This window comes from uncultured Methanobrevibacter sp., assembly GCF_937906425.1.
Taxonomy (GTDB): Archaea; Methanobacteriota; Methanobacteria; order Methanobacteriales; family Methanobacteriaceae; genus Methanobrevibacter.
In genome coordinates this window covers 1-21,851 of the sequence record NZ_CALCYR010000175.1, presented here as the reverse complement: position 1 = coordinate 21,851, position 21,851 = coordinate 1, and the positions used below count along the sequence as shown (strand labels likewise).

The 21,851-nt window shown below is 29.1% G+C and carries 19 protein-coding genes; 8 read left to right on the top strand and 11 right to left on the bottom strand.

All coding sequences use genetic code 11. The features are described 5' to 3' along the window. Positions 1-27 precede the first annotated feature (27 nt). The 6 genes from Q0138_RS05015 to Q0138_RS04990 form a co-directional block, all read right to left on the bottom strand. A complete protein-coding gene (locus tag Q0138_RS05015) occupies positions 28-501 on the bottom strand; it encodes a MarR family transcriptional regulator (RefSeq protein ID WP_297981693.1) in 474 nt (157 codons plus the stop codon). 108 nt (positions 502-609) lie between these two features. Further along, entirely contained in the window at positions 610-1,152 is a 543-nt protein-coding gene (locus tag Q0138_RS05010; protein ID WP_297981691.1) for a hypothetical protein, read from the bottom strand. Between the two features lie 122 nt (positions 1,153-1,274). Further along, positions 1,275-1,943, bottom strand: a complete 669-nt coding sequence (locus tag Q0138_RS05005; protein ID WP_297981690.1) for a hypothetical protein — start codon at positions 1,941-1,943, stop codon at positions 1,275-1,277. Between the two features lie 176 nt (positions 1,944-2,119). After that, positions 2,120-2,737, bottom strand: a complete 618-nt coding sequence (locus tag Q0138_RS05000) for a DUF6891 domain-containing protein (RefSeq protein WP_297981689.1) — start codon at positions 2,735-2,737, stop codon at positions 2,120-2,122. Between the two features lie 86 nt (positions 2,738-2,823). Then, positions 2,824-3,504: a DUF6882 domain-containing protein gene (locus Q0138_RS04995; protein ID WP_297981687.1), complete on the bottom strand. Its 681-nt coding sequence runs from the start codon at positions 3,502-3,504 to the stop codon at positions 2,824-2,826. A 41-nt stretch (positions 3,505-3,545) separates the two neighbouring features. Further along, positions 3,546-4,778, bottom strand: a complete 1,233-nt coding sequence (locus tag Q0138_RS04990; RefSeq protein WP_297981685.1) for an LL-diaminopimelate aminotransferase — start codon at positions 4,776-4,778, stop codon at positions 3,546-3,548. A gap of 435 nt (positions 4,779-5,213) precedes the next feature. On the opposite strand from Q0138_RS04990, the gene Q0138_RS04985 reads away from it, so the two are divergent. From Q0138_RS04985 to Q0138_RS04970, 4 genes are all read left to right on the top strand, one after another. Beyond that, the gene (locus Q0138_RS04985) at positions 5,214-7,364 is read left to right on the top strand and encodes a hypothetical protein (protein WP_297981683.1); all 2,151 of its coding nucleotides are present in this window, start codon (positions 5,214-5,216) and stop codon (positions 7,362-7,364) included. Positions 7,365-8,529: 1,165 nt separating this feature from the next. After that, positions 8,530-9,210: a zinc ribbon domain-containing protein gene (locus Q0138_RS04980; RefSeq protein ID WP_297981681.1), complete on the top strand. Its 681-nt coding sequence runs from the start codon at positions 8,530-8,532 to the stop codon at positions 9,208-9,210. A 167-nt stretch (positions 9,211-9,377) separates the two neighbouring features. Next, positions 9,378-9,560: a hypothetical protein gene (locus Q0138_RS04975; protein WP_297981679.1), complete on the top strand. Its 183-nt coding sequence runs from the start codon at positions 9,378-9,380 to the stop codon at positions 9,558-9,560. Positions 9,561-9,599: 39 nt separating this feature from the next. Further along, positions 9,600-10,403 carry a hypothetical protein gene (locus Q0138_RS04970; protein ID WP_297981677.1) on the top strand — a complete coding sequence of 268 codons (804 nt, stop codon included), beginning with the start codon at positions 9,600-9,602 and terminating at the stop codon, positions 10,401-10,403. A 464-nt stretch (positions 10,404-10,867) separates the two neighbouring features. Here the strand turns inward: Q0138_RS04970 and Q0138_RS04965 are convergent, their stop codons facing one another. Then, on the bottom strand, positions 10,868-12,538 hold the full coding sequence (locus tag Q0138_RS04965; protein ID WP_297981675.1) for a glutamate--tRNA ligase: 1,671 nt from the start codon (positions 12,536-12,538) through the stop codon (positions 10,868-10,870). A gap of 1,874 nt (positions 12,539-14,412) precedes the next feature. Here Q0138_RS04965 and Q0138_RS04960 point away from each other — a divergent pair. The 4 genes from Q0138_RS04960 (at position 14,413) to Q0138_RS04945 (ending at position 18,221) form a co-directional block, all read left to right on the top strand. Further along, positions 14,413-14,823, top strand: a complete 411-nt coding sequence (locus tag Q0138_RS04960) for a pyridoxamine 5'-phosphate oxidase family protein (RefSeq protein WP_297981673.1) — start codon at positions 14,413-14,415, stop codon at positions 14,821-14,823. Positions 14,824-15,808: 985 nt separating this feature from the next. Then, positions 15,809-16,294, top strand: coding sequence for a hypothetical protein (locus Q0138_RS04955; RefSeq protein WP_297981671.1), 486 nt, complete (start codon positions 15,809-15,811; stop codon positions 16,292-16,294). 83 nt (positions 16,295-16,377) lie between these two features. Continuing rightward, complete coding sequence (locus tag Q0138_RS04950; RefSeq protein WP_297981670.1) at positions 16,378-17,199, top strand: class I SAM-dependent methyltransferase; 822 nt, start codon at positions 16,378-16,380, stop codon at positions 17,197-17,199. Positions 17,200-17,393: 194 nt separating this feature from the next. Continuing rightward, entirely contained in the window at positions 17,394-18,221 is an 828-nt protein-coding gene (locus tag Q0138_RS04945; RefSeq protein ID WP_297981668.1) for a class I SAM-dependent methyltransferase, read from the top strand. A 126-nt stretch (positions 18,222-18,347) separates the two neighbouring features. On the opposite strand, the gene Q0138_RS04940 is transcribed toward Q0138_RS04945, so the two are convergent. From Q0138_RS04940 to Q0138_RS04925, 4 genes are all read right to left on the bottom strand, one after another. Continuing rightward, positions 18,348-19,514 carry an aldo/keto reductase gene (locus tag Q0138_RS04940; protein WP_297981666.1) on the bottom strand — a complete coding sequence of 389 codons (1,167 nt, stop codon included), beginning with the start codon at positions 19,512-19,514 and terminating at the stop codon, positions 18,348-18,350. 139 nt (positions 19,515-19,653) lie between these two features. Next, positions 19,654-20,085 carry a hypothetical protein gene (locus Q0138_RS04935; RefSeq protein ID WP_297981665.1) on the bottom strand — a complete coding sequence of 144 codons (432 nt, stop codon included), beginning with the start codon at positions 20,083-20,085 and terminating at the stop codon, positions 19,654-19,656. Between the two features lie 34 nt (positions 20,086-20,119). Further along, positions 20,120-20,551, bottom strand: a complete 432-nt coding sequence (locus Q0138_RS04930) for a zinc-ribbon domain-containing protein (RefSeq protein WP_297981663.1) — start codon at positions 20,549-20,551, stop codon at positions 20,120-20,122. 286 nt (positions 20,552-20,837) lie between these two features. Beyond that, positions 20,838-21,758 carry a manganese-dependent inorganic pyrophosphatase gene (locus Q0138_RS04925; protein WP_297981661.1) on the bottom strand — a complete coding sequence of 307 codons (921 nt, stop codon included), beginning with the start codon at positions 21,756-21,758 and terminating at the stop codon, positions 20,838-20,840. Positions 21,759-21,851: the final 93 nt, after the last annotated feature.

The window sequence follows — 21,851 nt, the reverse complement described above, 5'->3', positions numbered from 1 at the left end:
AGGTAAAAAAGTAAAAATACAATAATATTAATCCTCATCTGAATTTAAATACAAAGCATTTTCAACAGCCCTATTGGAATAATCATAAATCATATGCTTAAATTTATCAACCTCTTCAGAGTCATAATTGCTAAAAAACTTATATTCCTCTACAAAAATAAGTCTGAGTAACTTAAAATAAATCTTTTTACCCTTTTCAGTTAAATTAATGATTTTTCTACTTTTATTCCTTTCATCAGGAACTCTAAAGACCAAATCATTTTTCTCCAACCTTTTAATAATCTGGGCAACATTAGACTCTGAAACATGTAAAAGTTCAGCCAACTCCCTTTGGGAAATGTTTTCATGATAAAAGATATTTACCAAATAAGTAAAATCCCTTGGAGTGATTTCCTTAAAGTTTTTCTTCAGATAATTGTTAAATTGGAGGTTAATATAATCAATATAAAGAATAAATGGAGTTAATACGATACTCTCCTCATCAAAATCCAAACCAGTCATTTAAAACACCTCAAGCAATGAATAAAATTCAATTAATAATATAAACTAAAAAAACTAAAAAAATTAAAAAAATTAAAAAAAATAAAAAAAACAATAATAATTAAAAAGTCAAGCATCTTCAAGAATGTCCAATAACTTTTGAAGATACATGTACCTTTCGTATTTCCAGTCAGTATTGTCTCCTAAAGAAGCGTCTAAAACATAGGAATTCATTTGACGTAAAATAGACAATTGAATAATGTTTTTTACATCCAAATCTATTTTTCCCTCAAGAATCAATTGTCCAAAACCAGTGCTTATGATTGTATAATCAAGCATCATCAAATCATCATTAAAATCAAGATCATAGATTATCTTCAATATATTCTCATTCTCAATAACCGAATCGTTAAAATCCTCTATCTTAATGTCCCATGAATCTAAAATCCATCTGAAACATTCAATTATTGGAGTATTCGGGTTGTCAATTAACCAGTCACAAAGTTCTGAAAATGCCAAATATGACTCTTCACTACCAAAAGGAGCCAATTCATCAAGAGTGTTCCAAAAGAACTCATAATCAGCTATTTCAATAGCTCTTTGATGTGGAACCTCTCCAAAAAAGTAGGAATTTTCATCAAAATAATTATATCCCGGTTCTAAAGCCTTCATAAATACACCAAATCACAAATAAAAATCAAATAAAAACTAAATAAAAATTTAATAATAATTTAATTAAAAAATAAATAAAAATCAAAGAAAAATTAAATAAACTTTATATCAAATCGAAACTATTACTTTAAAGGAATCTCTTCACAAAGCAAGTCCAATTCATACTCCTTTTCGCTTCCTTTCTTATTCCAGTAATCCATATAATACATATACCAATTGTTTGAAATTCTTTTTATCTCGTCATCATTCAAGGCATCATAATCATTGAAGAAATTGATCATGTCCCCTCCCAGAATTGCAGCAATATTTTCACATTCAAAGCATAGGAAAAAGTCATAATTCTGATTTTGACTGCTGTCGATTAAAACCTTCCTGTTTTTAAATCTGCGGATTAAATCCATCTTAAGTTCCAAATCCTGAAATTTGAAGTTTTTAACATCAAGTTCAAAGTTTTTAAAAAAGTAGGAATTCTCATCAGTGATCTTCTCATCACCAGACAATAATCTTTCCAGATATTCATTATCCAAATCCAAAAAGTCCAGATCTTCAGTTTCATTGTAAAAAAGGAAAAAATAAAGATTTTGACCAAAACGAATAGCCAATTCTCCTCTATGATCCTGTTCATAGTTAGTATTGCTTAAATCATAAAGCTGATTGATTACAAGGCGGCTGATGAATCTAAGTTTTTCAAACTCAAGATACAATGAATCTGAATTGCTGTCGATTTCAAGCCAGGTCCACTTGCCTTGAGAAAAAGCATCCTCTATAATTTCCTTAGACCTTTTATTCATTAAATTCCCCAAAATAAGACTTTCAATAATTTCCGGATTTAAAATAAAATATAAACATGAAAATACTAATAAAAAACCATTTAAAGTTAAAATAAGAATTAAATACTATTAAAAATCAGAAATTCTTTTTTTAAATTAAAAAAATGAATTAAAATAAAAATAATCCTTAATCAAATTTATTCCTTGTTCAATTCAATATAAGTTTCAAGTGCTCCGTCCATTGAATATTCCTTTCCAGAATAGGCCTTTTCCCACTTAAAATCATTAATAATTATCCTTTCATCTATTGATTCATTCCAAGACAGGTCAAATCCAGCACTTTTAAGAGCATTTGCAACTCTCTTTCCAATCTCAAGACCTTTCTTTTCATCATATTCAAAGTCACCGAATGCTATTTTCAATGATTCCTCCTCAATAGCTGATTCAATGTCCTCAAAACTGTAAAATGCAAATCCATCAACATCAATCTTATTGTTTCTTAGATGAACAAACAATTCAAAGGCATCCTGAATTCCTTCCTCAATATCATATCCTGCATTATGGATTGTCAATATCTTATTTCCGGAAAGCTCCAAAAAGGCTTCCTCCAATTTCCCAAAGTCTTCTGAATCATTCTCAAACTCTTCAAAATTCTTTTTATTTTCAAAAAATACCTTGGATATGGACTCTTCACTTAAATTCTCTTCTATAAATTCATCATCGATAATTTCCAAAATTTCATCATCTGAATAAAAACCAAACTTCAAAAGCAATTGAATCTCATAATTAAGCTCGTCCAACAATTCCTTATCCATAATATCACCAAATCTTAAAAATAAAACAAGAAAAAAGAGAAAGGAAAAAATAAAAAAAGGATTATAAAAAATAAAAATCAATCAAGCTAAGCTCTAAGAACCTTGATTGATTGAATATTTCTTCTTTCAGTCAAACCGATAATGACCCTGTCATCACCGACCTTAACCAATGCGAAATCATCCCTGAACTTATATTCATATCCTTTCAAATAGGAATAGGATTCTAATGCAGTGAGATGATTTACCTCAAATCTACGATGGAAGTCATTGAATACATTTGCAAATTCCTCAGGACTGTTAGATGAAGGAATATCTCCTGATTTTACGGTTACAAAGAAAACAAAACCTCCATAATTGACAGCGCAATATGCATCATCCTCAAATAATGCAGAGATAGTCATTGCTAAAATATGAGCCTCTTCAAAGCTGGCTGCAAACATGCTTTCAGTCAATTGGGAAATATTTTGCTTTTTACCGAATTCATTAACATTTTTTGCCTCTTCAATAAGTTCCTCTGGAAAACCGATTTCCTCATTGTCCCAAGCCCAGGACCAAGTAAACTCATCAGGATTCAGAAAACCTAACAATTGAACAGGAAATTCCATATCATCAAATTTTACAATTCCCCCTTCAATGTCCAATTCAGGTTCAGCTTGGCCTACAAGTTTGGAAAACTTGTCCTGTTTCTCTAAAGCAAGAGCACCATATTTTGAAAAAATATCCTGTAAACCGTCAGTCTCATTAACAAGATCAAAATTGCCTTCCATCATATCACCTAATAAATTAAAATAAAAATTAAGAATCTAAATTAAAAAGATAATTTAGAAATTCTTGACATAGCTTCTTTTGTATTTTCCAAGGTATTGAAAGCTGTTAATCTTAAATAACCTTCTCCACTAGGACCGAATCCTGAACCTGGAGTACCAACGATATTGGCCTCTTCAAGGAGCAAGTCAAAGAAGTCCCAGGATTCCATATCATTAGGAGTTTTTACCCAAATGTAAGGGGAATTTACTCCTCCGTAAACATTTAATCCAATATCTGAAAGGCTTTCACGAATGATTCTGGCATTTTCAAGATAGTATTCAATGTTTTCCATGATTTCCTTTTGGCCTTCTTCAGTGAAAACAGCTTCAGCAGCCTTTTGAACAGGGTAGGATACACCATTGAATTTTGTGGTTTGTCTTCTGTTCCATAATGCGTTTACAGATTGTTCAACACCTTCTGAATCCTTGATTTTAATTTCCTTAGGAACAACGGTATATGCACAACGGGTACCTGTAAATCCTGCAGTCTTGGAAAAGCTTCTAAATTCGATAGCAACTTCCTTTGCACCTTCAATTTCATAGATGCTGTGAGGCACATCATCTTCTGTGATGAAGACTTCATATGCAGCATCAAATAAGATTAATGCATCATTTTCCTTAGCGTATTCAACGAATTTAGCTAATTGGTCCTTTGTCAAGGTAGTTCCAGTAGGGTTGTTTGGGAAACAGAGATAGATTAAATCAACATCCTCACTTGGTAGTTCAGGAACGAAATCATTTTCCTCTGTACATGGAAGATATACAATGTTTTCATACATTCCGTCATCCTTGATTTGACCGGATCTTCCAGCCATTACATTTGTATCAACATATACAGGATAAACAGGGTCTGTCACTGCAATCACATTGTCCAAGTCAAAGATTTCCTGAATGTTACCTGTATCACATTTTGCACCGTCAGAGATAAAGACCTCATCCACATCAAGATCTACCCCATACTTGTTGAAATCGTTTTTAATGATGGCTTCAGCCAAGAAGTCATATCCTTGTTCAGGACCGTAACCCATAAATGTTTCACCATCTGCCATTTCATCTACAGCATCCTTGAATGCATCAATAACAGTTTTTACAAGAGGTTTGGTTACATCCCCAATACCCATTTTAATAACATCCCTGTCAGGATTTTCTTCCATATATTTAGCTGCACGCCTATTGACTTCTACAAAAAGATAACTGTTTTGTAATAATAAGTAATTTTCATTGATTTTTACCATTTTCGCTTCTCCTAAGAGTTTAAATTAAAAGATTATATTTTAATTAATAAAAGAATCTAACATTTAATAATCTATTGAAAATATTATATAAAATATTCTATTAAGGCAGTAAAATTTTACAATTTGAAAAATCAGACAAATTTTATTTGGAAAAAATATTAAAAATTTCTGATTAAAACTAATGTATAAATAAAATAAAAAAGATATACATATAATAATATCGTACAGTAATAGTTTAATATATTAAAAACTTTAAAAATGATATGAACTTACTGCAAACATGTTTAAACTATTATTTTAGCCCATAACTTAACTAAAAATCTAAAAACAAAAAATTATCCATTTTTAGCTAAGAAAAATTAAGAACCAAATGGGCTTAAAAGAAATTTAAAATTACTGCGATATTTTAAAATAAAGATTAATTCGGTGAAAAAGATGAAAGAAATAACAATGATTCTGCTGGCACTTATTGCATTAATTGGAATAATTGCCATTATAATCGTTAAATTATATTATAAGGACAAAGAGAAAGACGACGACAAGGAAAAACTAGAAGAGTTTCTTAGAACTTCAGACTACAACAGAAGCATTGAATCACACAAGAACATAGATTCAAATAGAAAGTCTGGAAAAAGACCTAAAAACCCTGAAAGAAAAACAAGATCAGATAGGGGAATTAGAGCTGAAGGGGAAGAAACTAAAACAAGAAGAATTAGAAAAACAAGAAAGGCTTCACCTAATGACAAATATGCAAATTTAAGTGAAGCTCAAATTTATGCTAATACATTACAGGAAAATTCCAATAATGACCTGTTTGTAGATTACTATAACGAACCTGTTGCTGAAGATGGCAAAAGAGCTAAAAGACCTGTACAACAAAGGGTTAAAGCTGTTAAAATGGAAGAAGCTGAAAACGCAAGAAAAAGCAATGTTTCAACAGCCCAATTACTTAGACAAAGAGCTGCAGCTGCTAAAAACATCCCTAAACAAGCTGTAGTTGAAGGAGAAGTAATTGACAATAAAGTTGCTAAGGCTGAAACCAAAATCAGGAAGGTTCCTAGAACTCCAGACAGAGTTAAAGCTCAAATGAATAAGGAAGAGGAAGTAAAGGCATTCCAAGAACCTATCAAACCTGAGCACACCGCTACAATCAATAGTGTGAATAAGGAGGAAAGTGAAGTAAAAGCTCGCCAAGTTCCAATGACTGAAGCGCAAAAAGAATTTATTTCCTCTGAAACTGCACAAAAATTAGTGGTTGACAACAGTGATGAAAATGTAAAAGTGGTTAAGTCAATTCAACCAGCTAAAGATTTAGAGGAAACTAAAAAAGAAGCTAAAATCGAAGCTGAAGAAGAAAGTGAAACCACTGAAGCAAAAGCAGAAGCTAAAGAAGAAAAAGTCGAAGCTACTGAAGAAAAAACAGAAGCAGAAACCAAAACTTCAGAAGAAAAAGTTGAAACCACTGAAGAAAAACCAAAAGTAGAAACCAAAACTTCAGAAGAAAAAGTTGAAACTACTGAAGAAAAACCTAAAGAAGAAACCAAAACTTCAGAAGAAGAAACAAAAGCTACTGAAACAAAAACAGAAACCAAAACTTCAGAAGAAGAAACAAAAGCTACTGAAACAAAAGCAGAAACTAAAGAAGAAAAAGCTGAAACCACTACAGAAAAAGTTGAAGCTAAAGAAGAAAAACCAGAAGAAGCTAAAACAGTTAAAAAGGTTTCAAGAAAAGTTCCAAAACCAGAAGAGGTTTATCATGACGACTTACATCTCCTCTTGAATAAGGAGACTAAAAAGGATGAAAGTCCTGAAGATGAATTTGTCAAACTCAACACTGGAAATGAAACCGAAACTGGTGGAAATGATTTAATCAGAGATGCAATCAAATCAATTAGAAACTTCAGAGGAGGAAACACTTCAGAGGAAGTTCCTGAAAAACCTGTTGAAGAAGCTATCGTAGAAGCACCTAATGATTATATCCACGACTTTGGAAATGGCATTGAGGAAATTGGAGACACAATCACAATTACTCCTATCCATGAGGAAGAGCCAAATGATTTAGCATATAATCAACCAAATGAAGATGTAGATAATATCTATAAAGAAATCAATGACAAGGACTACAACAAAACCATTGATTCCGAATTGGACAAGTCTTATGAAGGAGTTACTGATGAAACTTCCGAAAAAGATGCAAATAGCTACACCAAAGAAGATTATATGAAAACTGAAAAAGCTGAAAAGGACAAAAAGCTTAGAGAGGAAAACACCAAAAAGATATTAAATCTTAGAGGTGATAAAAAATCCAAAGCCAGATCTTCCAGAAAATCATCTGCTCCTCAAAAACAGCCTGGCGAAGGTCCTCAAAAACAGTTAATCTTAAACGAACAGAGAAATGACATTGAAGAGGTTTATATCAATGGAACTTTATATGAACTTAAAAACGGTCAAACAGTTATGTTCGAATACAATGGAGAAACATACTCCAGCCCTATCTTAAGATTAAAACCAGGATACATTGGAGTAAAATACAGATCTAAAAAAGTTTGGATTAAAGTCAGCTCAGTTAAAAAAATCTTAAACTAAGTTTTTTTATCCAAAGCCGAATTAAATAATAAAATAGTTTTTTAAACTATTTTATTTTTCTTTATTTTTAAATTACTACTTTTAAACCGAATTAATCAAAATCAAATTCTTCTTTTTTCTTTTTATTATTAATAAATTCTTTTTTTAAAACAAAGTAAATGATTGAAAATTTAATAAAATAATCTTAAACTCATTTTAAATTCTAAAAAAATAATCCTAAACTCATTTTAAATAATTAAAAAAAATCTAAAAATCCTTTTAAACGAATAAACTCTTAAAAAAAAAATAATCCTAAACTCTTTTTAAAATAAATAAAATCTTAAAAAAAATAATCCTAAACTCTTTTTAAAATAAATAAAATCTAAAAAAATAATCCTAAACTCTTTTTAAAATGAATAAACTCTTAAAAAAAATCCAAAACGCTTTTGAAATGAAAAAAAGTAAATTTAAAAATAATAATTAAAATAGGCAATAAAAAAGCAGAAGAAAATAAATAAGATTATAATAATTAAGTATTTCAATTTTATGATAAATAATTTCGTTTTAAATTTTGATTTGTTATGATTAATTAGTTAGATTATAGTTTACATTAATTAGTTTTTAAATTAGTTCTTATTAATTAGTTAAATATTTAATTAAAGCTACAAATTATTATAATCTTATTAGGAGAGAAAAGAAGTGACTTCATTCTCGACATAAATTACTTTAAAAAACAATATTATCAGATTATAAGAAGCTGAGCGATAATAAAAAATAATACTTATTTTTAAAAAAGTAATATTATGCTAATTAGTAATTAGGAGTAATAATTATTTAAAGTTTTTCTTATTACTAATGGCTAAAAATTCTTAAAAAAAATAATACTCTTTATAAAGAGTAATAAAAACTAAAAGAAAAGAAAATAAAAAATAATACAAAAAATAAAAAGAAAGTAATACTTTAAAAAATACACAAAAAATCAATTTTTTTAAGATCTTTCATAAAAATATAAAAAAGATATAAAATAAATTCAATAATTAAGTAAAAAAATATGAATTTAAAAATAAAACCTTACAAACATTTGATAATTAAGTAAAAAAATATGAATTTAAAAATAAAGCCTTACAAATATTTACATTGAAGGTTCTCAAGTAAAAATAAAAAATTACTAATTTGGGGTGATGATATGGAATGTCCTGAATGCGGCAAAAATATTGATGAAAATTCCAGTTTTTGCCCATTTTGTGGAAAAAAACTTGAAAATAAAGTATGTCAGAAGTGTTTAACTGCATATAATAATTCATATGAATTCTGTCCAAAATGCGGATTGAAAATCTGCACTCAAGAGGAATTTAACAATATTCTTAATCTTCAATCCAAAGTTCAGGAACTTTATAATGAGAAGAAATACTCTGAAGCAATTGAAATATTAAAGATTCAATTGGAATACCTTCCAAATCCAGAACCTGTCCTATACCTTTTGGGAGTATGCTATTTCTTTTTAGATGATTATGACAATTCTAATGAATATCTTGATAAGCTGATGGAAGTCAATCCAGAATACAAAGGATTATGGTTGAAGAAAGCCCATATAGCTTCAAAACAAAAGGATTATGATAAGGCTGAAGAGTATTGCCTAAAAGAAATTGAACTCCATCAGGACAAGGATGCATATTTGCATTTGATAAGTTGTTATGATACTAAGGGAGAATATGAAAAGATGGATAATGCCCTTGAAGACTTATCAAATACTGAAGGGGCTAAGGAGTATTTATTGCAAGTATATAATATTCTTGATCAGTCAGGAGATAATTTAAGCGAAAAGGACAAATTATTTAAGGAAAAAATTAAAAAAAAAATTTTTTAAAAAAATAAAAAATAATAAAAAGTACAAATATGAAAATTATTGAAAAGAAAATTAATAAAAAAGAAAAACAAAAACTGCATTTTCATAAAATATAACTTTAATTTGAATTAATTTTAGGGGGTTTTAATATTTTTAATGGAAGTCCATTAGATTTTTACAAAGATGAGTTGCCTCGGTTCATGATTTTGTCAAAAAATGTTTTAAATTATTTGAAACAAGGAAAAACACTTGAAGACGCTTGCGCTATGGCAGGTGTTGTTACAAATGAGTTTAATATTTGGAAATTTTGGGCTGATAAAGGATTGTGGCCTTATGCCGACTTCTTTAAAGAAATTGAAAAGTATAAATAATTGTTTCACATTTTAATAGCTTAAAAGTGGAGATATCATATGATGGAAATTCATTGCAAGGATTGTGGAAGCAATAAGTTTGCCCGAAAGGAAGAAACCTACATTTGCACCGGCTGCGGCAGAGAGTATTCTGCATTTGAGGTCATAGAGCTTACAGATGATGTGATGTCTGATCAAAAAACATTTGAGTCAAAAAAAGCTTCCATAACTGAAAAGACTAAGGATTTTCATCCTAAAAAATCCTTAAGCTATTATGAATCTGCTTTAAAAAGAGACCCTAAGGATTTTAACGCACAATTGAATATAATATATCTAAAAGCAGATAAGGCTAAAGTCACTGAAATAATTTCATACATTAGAAAAATGATCAATATATCTCCTAAAGTCCTAAAGTCTATAAAAGATAAACATTTGGATGAAGATAAAGAAATTGAATCCATAGGGGAAGTGTATGGTATATTTCAGATAAGTGCAGTCACCTTTAAGAATGCAGGAGATTCAAATAGAAGAAAAATGAGCAATGATGCTTATGCGCAAAGAGCCAATAAGGAATGGTATCTCCGCATTCTCGAATTGACTAAGCTATTTTTCACTTTTGGTGATGATTTGGAAAGCATTTTTGATGGCAAGTATGAAGAATTGGCTGTAAATTCCTATAAGACTGGAATTTGGTATTATCTGGATATAATTAAGCTTGCAGACAATCAAGAGGTTCATATTAAAAAGATAAGAGATTATGAAGAAAAAATAAGATTGTTTGAACCTGATTTTGAGTCTAGATTAGATCTTAAGATTAGTAAAAATAAGGAATCTTTTTTTGGACGACTCTTGTCTAGAAAGTAGTTTTAGTCGATTTTTTATTATTTTATATTTCTATTTTTCAATATCATTAAACCTGTTAAGAAAGTTTTAAAAAAAATTTTCAATATCACTAAACCTGTTAAAGAAGTTTTAAAAAAAAATTTCAATATCCCTAAACCTGTTAAGAAAGTTTTAAAAAAAAAAATTTCAATATCACTAAACCTGTTAAAGAAGTTTTAAAAAAAGAGAATAATTTGTTTTACACAATAAAAGAGTATAAAGAATTGATATATTTAAGAAACTTAAATCATATCCCTCAATTCTTGTGATTGACACTATAAAAAAAAATAAAAAAAATAAAAAGCTAATGTAAAAAGCTAAAAAAAATTAAAAAGAATATTAAAATAAAAAAGTTATAAATATCGCAGAGGCACTATATTTGCCTCTTCTTAGCTTAGCCAACTCGTCTAAAGCTTTGCAGAAAGTGCCGACTGCAAGAATTTTCTTTATTTATGTGCATAGTAGAATATTAATTCGTCGTCCTTGATTTCATCAAGTCTTGCAAAACCGAATCTTTCAAATTGGACAATATCCCCTATCTTTAAATCCTGAGCGTCCTTTTCACAAAGACCTTCAACAACACTGGCATCATCCATAACTACCTTAGCCTTTATTGCATCACTTGGCACCCATTGAATGATACGGGCCTTAAGTTCTCTTGCATCCTCAAAGGACTTGCTGTTGAACTTAACGTCATCTCCCTTGATTTCAATATTTACAGCATCCATTAAACGGGAAATACCGTCAGTGAAGTCTGCCTTTGGAATATAGACTTGCCTATCAAACAATAAAGTCCTGTTACCCCTATCCTCAAAATCAGGGTGCAAAGGCCTTATAATCTCAGCATTCAATTCCTCATCAGGAAGTTCTGCAATATCTATTTTTACAGGATCTGCAACAAAGAAATATCTGTTTACCTTTTCTTCAATAATATTTCTGTTCAATCCATAGATTTTCTTCCAGCTGATAGCTGAATCAGACATTTTAACACCGATTTCAACCATCAATTGAGTGATTGTTTCAGCCTGTATTCCACGTCTTGCAATTGCTCTCAAGGTTCCAAGCCTTGGATCATCCCAACCAGTGTAGGTGCCCTCTTCAATTCCAGCCATTGCCTTAGAGGTGCTTAATGCAATATCCTCCATCTTTAGCCTTCCATAGTGAATAAATTCAGGAATATTCCAATCCATATGATTATAAAGATATTTCTGCTTTTCACTGTTTGCAAGATGGTCCTTACCTCTCAAAACATGGGTCATTCCCAAGAGATGGTCATCAACAGAGACTGAAAAGTTCATCATAGGATAAACCCTATACTTGTTTTTAAGTCTTGGATGTTCCTCTTCAACAATTCTCATAGCTACCCAATCACGAATGGCAGGATTTTTATGATTTATATCAGTCTTAACACGTAAAACAGCTTCGCCAGCTTCCATTTCAGGGAACTTTTTCCAAAGTTCCATGTTTTCCTCAACAGAATTGTCCCTACAAGGACATGCCTGACAATTGTCCTTAAGCTTCTTGAAGTCTCCACCATCACAGGTACACATATATGCAGCTTCACGCCTAATCAGTTCCTCTGCAATTTCATAATAGGTTTCAAAACGGTCACTTTGGTAGTAAACCTCATCAACATCGATTCCCAACCATTTCAAGTCCTCTTGAATAAGATCATATGCAGGTTCATAGATACGTTTCGGATCTGTATCCTCAATTCTCAGGATAAATTTTCCTCCATACTTCTTGACATATTCGCTGTTTGGAATGGCAGCCCTTGCATGGCCTATATGCAATGGTCCGCTAGGGTTAGGTGCAAAACGCATAACCACATTCTCATGGGAACCTGGAAGTTCAGACAATCCTTCCTCTTTTTTCTGCTTTTTCTCTTCCACAGCAATTCCAAGCTCTTCCATCTTGCTTGCCTGTTCCTCTGGAGACAATGCATTAACCTGAGCAACGATTTTACCTGAAATCGGTCCAATCTCCTTTGCTCTAGGCCTTAATTCAGGTTCACTGCTCATTATTGAACCCATAACAGCTCCAGGATTTGCACTTCCCTTATGCTTTGCAGCATTTAATAATGCATGCTTAAATACAATTTCCTCTAATTCATCCATTATACCACGTAAAACTTGAGTTAATTAAAAAAGTTTTCAATAATCATAAAATATTGAATGGCCATTTAAAAAAAAAAAATGGCTATAATTAAAAAAACCATTATTTTAAAAAGAAACTTAAATCAAAAACAACAGCTTAAAATTAAAAAAAACCACTATTTTTAAAAAGAAACTTAAATCAAAAACAACAGCTTAAAATTAAAAAACCACTATTTTAAAAAAGAAACTTAAATCAAAAACAACAGCTTAAAATTAAAAAACCACTATTTTTAAAAAGAAACTTAAATCAAAAACAACAGTTTAAAATAAGATTTAAATAAAAAGATTAATTTTTTTAATCCTAATATAATTTTTTATTTTAAATTATTTAAAATTAATTAATTTTAAAAAACAAGAAATGAAAAAAATAAAAAAATCAGGTCAAAAAAAGCATGAAAGAAATTTAAACAGAAAAATAAGTATAAAAATAGTTTTAAATAGAAATAGGTATACGCTAATATGTTATTTAAATCAGTAGGCAACAAATTTAAAAACATATTAGCTATGACAAATCTAAAGAAAATATCGGATAACCTACTTTCTTTATCAGTCAATGATATATTGGACTTAATTATATTTAAAGTATTCCATTAAAAATGCTTTATTTTTGATATAAAGCCCATATATTTAGTTATACCAAAAAATAATTTATGTAAGCCTAAAAAAAGTTTAGCAATACCTAAAAATATATTTAAAAATAAAAATCATGCCCTATAATTAAAAAAAAATAATTAAAATATAAAAAAATAAACAATCAGAACCCCCCCCTAAAATAGAAGAAATAATTAAAATATAAAAAAATAAACTATTAGAATCTCCTAAAATAGAAGAAATAATTAAAATATAAGAAAAAATAACTATTAGAATCTCCTAAAATAGAAAAAATAATTAAAATATAAAAAAATAACTATTAGAATCTCCTAAAATAGAAAAAATAGCTAAAATATTAAAAAAAAACTATTAAAAATCCCTGAAATAGAAATAAATAGCTAAAATATAAAAAAATAAACAATTAAAAATCCCTGAAATAGAAATGAATAAGAAAATTAAAAAAAATAAAAAAAGAAAAAAATAGAATAAAAGAAAACAAGTTTAACATAATTACAAATCAAAAACTTTCTAGCAATACTATGGTTATAATTTATGAAGGGAAATAATGAAAACGATTTATTTAAAAGCTGGCTAAACTTTTAATTACTGACTAAAAAATATAATTTGAATTTAATCAATAGATTTATGAATCTAATTTAAATGAATGAACCTAATAAGGTTAAATTATATTTAACTTTGTCTTCTTTTATCTTTTTACCAATACAATCCCCAAAACCAAATCTTGTTAAAATATGGTAATATGAAATTTGGTAAAAAAACCTCTAATCAAAAACTTTTGAAAAATTATACAATCCTACCTGAAAAAAGTGAACTTTTATTCAGATACTTATTTTTATATACATATTACTATATAAAGTATTCGGTTTAAATTCCTTATTTTTCAAAATAAAAGCCAAATATTTAGTTATACCAAAAAATAATTTATGTAAGCCTAAAAAAAGTTTAGTTAAACCTAAAAATTTTAATAAAGAAAAAAACAGTTATTTTTAATAAAAAAAATTTTAAGAAATATTATTAAAATTGGCCAAATTATTAAAAAAAGGAATTTATAAAAGTATATAAATAAAAAAATGGAAAAAATATAATTATACAGATTTATAACAATAGTTAATAGCTATTAAAACAAATTGGGCGAAAATAGTTAGTTTAAAATAAAACTATTATTCCGATAAATAGCCACTATTAAATCTAAGGATTATTGCAGATTAAAAAGAGGGATAAAAATGTCAGACATTGAAAAAGTGGACAAATACTTGGAAGAAGGAAAAGTATTCTTTTTAGCAACTGTAGACGGAGACAAACCAAAGGTAAGACCATTAGGTTTCCACCTGTTATACAATGACAAGATTTACTTTGGCGTAGGAACCTTTAAAGAGGTATACAAACAAATGGTAGCAAATCCTAAGGTTGAAATCAACTCCCTGAAAGCAGACGGCCAAGGATTCTTAAGATACTATGGTGAAGTGGAATTTGATGACAATGAGGAAGTTGTGGAAAAAGCATTTGAAGCAATGCCTATGTTAAAGGAAATCTATAACGAAGAAACAGGATTCAAATTAGGCATGTTTTACTTAAAAAACGCAACTGCTGAATTCAGATCCATGATGGAAATTGAAGAAACAATAGAATTCTAATTCTATTTTTCTCATTTTCTTAAATTCTTTTTTTAAAATTTCCCATTTCAATTATAATCATTACTCTTTTTATACATTTAACTCACTTTAAAAACAAATAATCAAAACCACTCTTTTTTATACAAAATTATTCTGCTTAAAAAAATCTTATTAAACCAATTATCATTTTAAAATTTTTTTAATCTAATACTGAAATTATTAATGATATGTATATAGATTATATAGGTTAGCTTATTAATTTTTCAAAACAATGAAAGAAAAATTAATTAAATTAAATAAATGATTAATTAAATTACTATTTATTCAAATAAATATTATTTAATTGTAGCTATTTTTAATTAAACTATATGAAAAAAATGTTTAAAAAAACTTATCCTTTTTTTTAGAAAGTATTTTTCAATAATGTAAAAATTATTTTATAAAGAAAAAATATATTCAATAGAAAAACAATCCGAGGTACCATTTCAAGTGTAAAATTTTAAAATTTCTTCAAGTGAAACATCTAAGAAAAAAATTCTTTAAATTGGACAAAAATTGATGAAATTATATTTTTTATAAAAATAAATAATAAAATTAAATAAAAATATATAATAATTCATTAAAATTAAAAATTTAAAAAATAAACATGTATAAAAAGCTTTTAAAAATCTTGATAAAAAAATTTTACAGTAGAAATAGACCTCTCTACAATATACAAAAAAATTTTGTCAAATAACTGTTTAAAAATCATGAAAAAATTAAATAAAATTTAAAATAATTACTATGAAAAAATGAATGAAAATAAAAAAATTTTTAAAAATCCTGAAAAATAAAAATCTCTGAATAATATGAATTAAGTAAAAATTTAAAATTGGCCTTATAAACATTTTGAAAAAAAATAAATTTTAGTAAAAGCTATGATAAAAAATTAAATAAAATAGTGTTAAATATATAATTAATAAAAACTTTAATTTAATAATTTTAAAAAAAATTTAGTTGGGATAAAATGGATGGAAAATTAGATATTGATTCCTTTGAAAAAGCAATAAACGGCTTAAATAAAGATTTAAACGAAGTAGCAATCATATTTAGAGCAAATGCTCCTCTTTTAGCTAGCGAAGCTAGCCAAGCAGCAAAAGAAAACTGTGTTGACAAAATGTCTGATAGAATAGCTGACAAATTAGACGACTTTAGGGAAAGCTACAGCTACTACAACAATTTCTATGAAAAGCTAAAGGAAAACGTTAAAAATGAAACCATTGAAAATCCTGAGGAATACGAAGTTTTCTTAAGCCATGCCAGTGAAACATTTCCTAAATACATAGATGAATTGGGACAAAGCATAGACAGCTTATGCGGAATTCCGGTAAAGACAGAAAAATTCGAAAAGACCATGAGAGAGTTAGGTTCAATTATAGAAAACTTCCGTTTTGACTTTAAGAGAACCTTGACAGTGGCTGACGTTTATAAAATCCAAAAGGAAAATAAATAAATAAATAAATTAATAAAGGAAACTGAAATTTTAGTATTTACAGAAAATTATTAATAATAATATTGATTTTATGAGGAATCTAAATGAAACAATGTATTAGCGATCCAGAGGAAATAGAATGGGCAGAATTTTGGGCAGATAAACTAAAGGCAAAGAATGACCGTTCCAAGGATTGGAACAAGGCTGCTCCAAATTTTGGAAAGTCTGCAAGAAAGGATGACTACCATACAAGAATTATGGAAAAAATCAATGTTACAGAAAATGACACCCTTCTTGATTTGGGATGCGGTGAAGGAAGCATAACAATTCCCCTTGCAAAAAAGGCAAAGTCTGTAACAGGTGTTGATTCAGCATATAAAATGCTTGAAATACTGAATGAAAAGGCTAAGAAAGCCAATGTAGACAACATCAAGACAATTGAGGAAGACTTGACAAAAATATCAGTAGAAACCGTTGGAAAGCATGACATTGTTGTTGCATCAAGATCATTGAATGGAGTTCTTGACATAAAAGAAACCATTAAAAACATTCAGGAAATAGCTGACAAGTATGTTTACATAACCCTATTTGGACCTAATAACTGGAAAATAGAAAAGGAATTCTATAAAACAATTAACAAGGAATACAATGAATTTCCATCACATAGATACTTCTTCAATATACTTGTAGATATGGGAATCTATCCAAATCTTATAAACTTAAACATTGGGCAAAAAAGAGAATATGATAGTATTGAAGAAGCAATGGAAAGTGGAAAATGGAGATTGGACTATTTAAGTGAAGAGGAAAAAGAGGAATTGTACAAATATTTGGAAAATCTGCTTGAAGAGGATGAAAATGGAAAATTATCCCATCCTGAAGACAAGGCAGATTGGGTTTTATACTGGTGGAAAATTGAAAAATAAATTTGATTAAATAATTAATGAATAATTAAATTCATTAAAAAAAAATAATTAAATTCATTAAATAAACAATTAAATTAATAAATGAATATTAAATTAAAAAATAAATAATTAAATTAATTTTTAAATAAATTAATGAAAAATCAATAGTTAAATAAAAAAAACCATAGTCAAAAAACTTTTATTTAGGTGTTTAAATGGATGAAAAAGACATAATAGACATTTCTAAAGTTAATTGGGAAGCGGTTTGGCAAAAGTCTATTAAAAAAAGTTTTAAAAAGGAGAAAAACTGGGATGACATTGCCAAGGACTATGGAAAATGGTTGGAACATGATGATTATCCAGATGTTCTAATCGGAAAAATGAAACTATCAAAAGATGATACAGTATTGGATGTCGGTTGTGCAGAGGGCACAATAAGCAGAAAAATAGCCAAAAAAGTCAAATCACTTACAGGCCTTGACAAGTCAAAACTAATGCTTGAGGAGCTTAATAAAAAGGCTAAAATTGATAATCTGAACAATATCAACACAATCCAAATGAATATTGAGGATATGGACCCTGAAATACTTGGAAACTATGACATTGTTCTTGCCTCAAGATGCCTGAATGGAATATCCGAAATCAAGGAATGCCTTTTAAAACTTAACCAGATTGCAAACAAATATGTTTACATTACAGTATTCGGCTCTTCAACACATAAATACAAAAAGGAAAAGGCAGAAATTGCAGGAAAAGAGTTTAAGGCAGGAACAGATTATATTATTTTAGTCCTTTTGCTAAAGAGCCTTGGAATTGAAGCTAATGTAATTCAGCTAGACTGCAAGAACCTAAAGGAATACCATAGCTTTGATGAGGCAATAGAGAGATCCATCTGGAGACTTGGAGAGCTTGAAGAGGAAAACAGGAAGAATCTTATAAATTACTTTAAGGAAAGTTTTGTTCAAAATGAAAGGGGAAACTGGGTAAATCCAAAGGACAAAACTGATTTGGTCCTAATTTGGTGGAAAAAAGAGAATATTTAATTAAATCATTGGAAAACTAATTAAAAAAAGAAAAAAGAAAATGTTTTATAAAAAACATTGAAAAACTAATTAAATAAAAAATTAATAAAAAACAAGCCTGTTGAAAACCTGTTTTAAAAACTATTTTTAAATGTCATCTTCGTGGAAGAAATCATAGACCTTTTCCATTTCCTGAGGAATGTCAATTCCCTGAGGACATTGGATATTACATTCTCCGCAGAAGGTACAGCTGTCAGCCCTTTCGTCCTTATTTACCAACCAGTAATAAGGGGCTGCAGTCTTGTCAATATAATCAAGGCTTTTTGCAATATTATACTGCTTAAAGCAATGAGGAATGTCCACCTTATTGTGACAAGGCATGCAATATCTGCAACCAGTACAAGGAATCTCCTCCCTTGACTTATAGACTTGGGTAACATCCTTCAAGATTTGCCTGTCATGCTCACTCATTGAATCAACATCACAGCTTTCAGCAATTGCAATATTTTCCTTAACCTGTTCCATATTGCTCATACCGCTGAAGACACTTGTTACAAGAGGCTTATCCCATAAATATTCCAAAGCCCATTCAACAGGAGTTCTTTTCTTGTCAGCAGTGTCCCAAAGCTTTTGAACCTCATCAGGAATATTGGTGATTAGGCTTCCTCCTCTAAGAGGCTCCATGATAACATTACCTAATCCTGCCATTCCAACGAATTCCAAACCGCCTAAACCACTTTTATAATCCTCATCCAAGTAGTTTACCTGAGTTAAAATAACATCCCACTTGTCGTAGGAATCCATAATATTGAAAAATACATCCAAATCGTCGTGGAAGGAAAAACCAACATATTTTACTCTTCCGTCCTCCAGAATGGAATCCAAAAACTCCAATACATTCATGCCATATAACTTATTCCAGAAGTCAATCTTAAGGGAATGGAGCATATAGACATCAATATAATCTGTTTGAAGTCTTTCCAATTGCAAATCAAGGAACTTGTCCATGTCTTCCCTTTTGTTTACAAGCCATCCAGGCAATTTGGTTTGAATAACAACATCATCACGAATGCCCCTATCTGCAAGATATTGGCCCAGGAAGGGTTCTGCATTACCTCCAATATTTCTGTTTTTACTGTGGAAGGAATAAGCTGTATCGAAGTAATTAACTCCCTTATCTATAGCATAATCAAACATTTTAGTAGCTTCTTCCTCATCTATATCATAGAAATGCTCCTTATGAGGCAAACGCATACATCCGAATCCTATATTGGAAACTTCCAAATCTGTTTTTCCTAATTTTCTATAAAACATAAACACACCTGAATAATTAAAAATAAATAACCATAATCCTTAAAAGTAAAAATCAAGCAAATAAATAACCATAATCCTTAAAAGTAAAAATCATTCTTAAATTTTAGTAAAATTTAATATTTATAACCATTTATGAATTTTAGTCTTCATGATTGAAAAACAAATATTTACCATCATCTATTCTCTTTAAGCGTCCCCTTTTAGATTCCATTAAAAGATCCAATCTCTCATCTGCACTTAAATACTTCCCATCTGCAATCAACGGAAGACTGTTTAAATCATCCATAAATATGAGCTTTAGTTGTCTTGTATCCAAAATGGATGAAAAACGAATAATATCATCAAATCCATCAATATCTTCATTTAAATCAATATTATTAAGTTTGGAATGTTCCTCAAGTTTTTCCCTATAAAAGGGAACTAGTTTTTTACATGTGGAATCATCCCAAGGATTATCCCAAGGATGCAAATCCAATAGCTTTTCATATAAAAATGAAGAAGACTTTTCCAAATCCACTCCAAACTCATTCAAATCCATATTATCATCAAAATTAAAATTTAAAAAATCCATTAAATCATAGAATCAAAATATTAAATTAAAATAATTAACCGGCAGATAGAATCCAAATTATAATAAATAAAATTATTAATGCCCCACAACAGGAAGCAATAGTCTCCCAAGTACTAGTGTTTGAAGTATTTTGACCAGTGCTTGCACTATTTACAAGCTCAACATCTTTATACTCCTTAGAAGAATTCTGTTGGGTTTTTTGAGTATTTTGATTAGTTTGATTTGATGTAATCACTTCAACTTCAGGTGTTCCATTGCTTTGATATGATTGATATATTCTACCTGAAGCATTAGGAGAATCTGCATTGTCCACCTTTACATAATCTTCCCTTTCAACAGTTACTGTAGAACCGGAATTAGCTTGATTGGCTCCAGGAGAAGATTCTCCTAAATTACAACCGCAATTTCCGCAAAAAAGGGCATTATCTATATTTTCACTATGACATTCCGGACAAACTTTTACCATATACACTTCCCCCAATTGAGTTTTTTATATTTAATATTTTTACCTTTAAACTATTTATATTATTTTATGATTTAAAAATAGAAAAGACAATTGAAAAAATAATGAAATAAAATTAATGAAAAATTGATAAAGATAATTAATTAATGAGAACTAATGAAAAAAAAAAGTTAATAAATGAAAAACTAATGAAAAAACAGTGAATAAAAGAAAAAATAGTTAATAAATGAAAAACTAATGAAAAAAATAGTTAATAAATGAAAATTAAAAAAGAAAGAAGAAAATGCAATTAAGCACTTTCAGTCATTATAGGAACAACTTGTTTCTTACGGGAGACAACTCCTTCCAATAAAACAGTATTGTCTTCCAATTTAACGCCATAAGCCTTTTCAACAAGTGCAGCGTCCTTACCAAGAGCAATCACTTGAGAATTGCTGTTAACTATATCAGTGATTAAAAGCATGAACAAGTCCAAATCATTTTCTTCAATGACCTTATTGATTCCTTCCTCCAATTCATCCTTCATTGCCATTACCTCACTAATGTCAGCAGTGTTGACTTGATTAACAATGGATTTAACATCCTTGAAGTCAATCTGTTTAGCGTCTAAAGACAATATTTCATCAATTGTGAAACTGGATAAGTCAGTTCCTGCCTTTAACATTTCCAAACCGTATTCTTCATAGTCAACTTCAGCGATTTCAGCAAGTTCCTCAACAGCTTTTCTATCATCATCAGTAGTTGTAGGAGATTTTAAGAGCAATGTGTCTGAAATAATAGCTGATAACATTAAGGAAGCTATTTTCTTATCAGGAACTAATCCGTTTTCCTTATACAATTTTAATAAAACTGTTTCAGTACATCCAACAGGTTCCACTCTAACAAATAAAGGAGAGGAAGTCTCAAATGCTATTTTGTGGTGATCTACCACTTTAACAATGTTTAAGTCTTCACGACCTTCAATGGATTCACTTGGACTGTTGTGGTCTACAAGAATAATATCGGAACCTGCTTCAAGGGATTCGATAAGTTCAGGAGCTTCAATATCAAAGTAATCCAAAACGAATTCAGTTTCCTTGTTAAGATTTCCAAGTCTGCAAGCCACTACATCTTCATTACCTAATTTTGCCTCTAAATCAGCCATAACAAGACTTGAAGTGATTGAATCAGTATCAGGACTTGTATGTCCAAAAATATAAGTTTTACTCATAATTACACCATTTAAATAAAAATTTGATATTATTTATTTAATAAAAATAAATTTTGAATTAAAATAATCTATATCCGCAAATATTAATAAAAA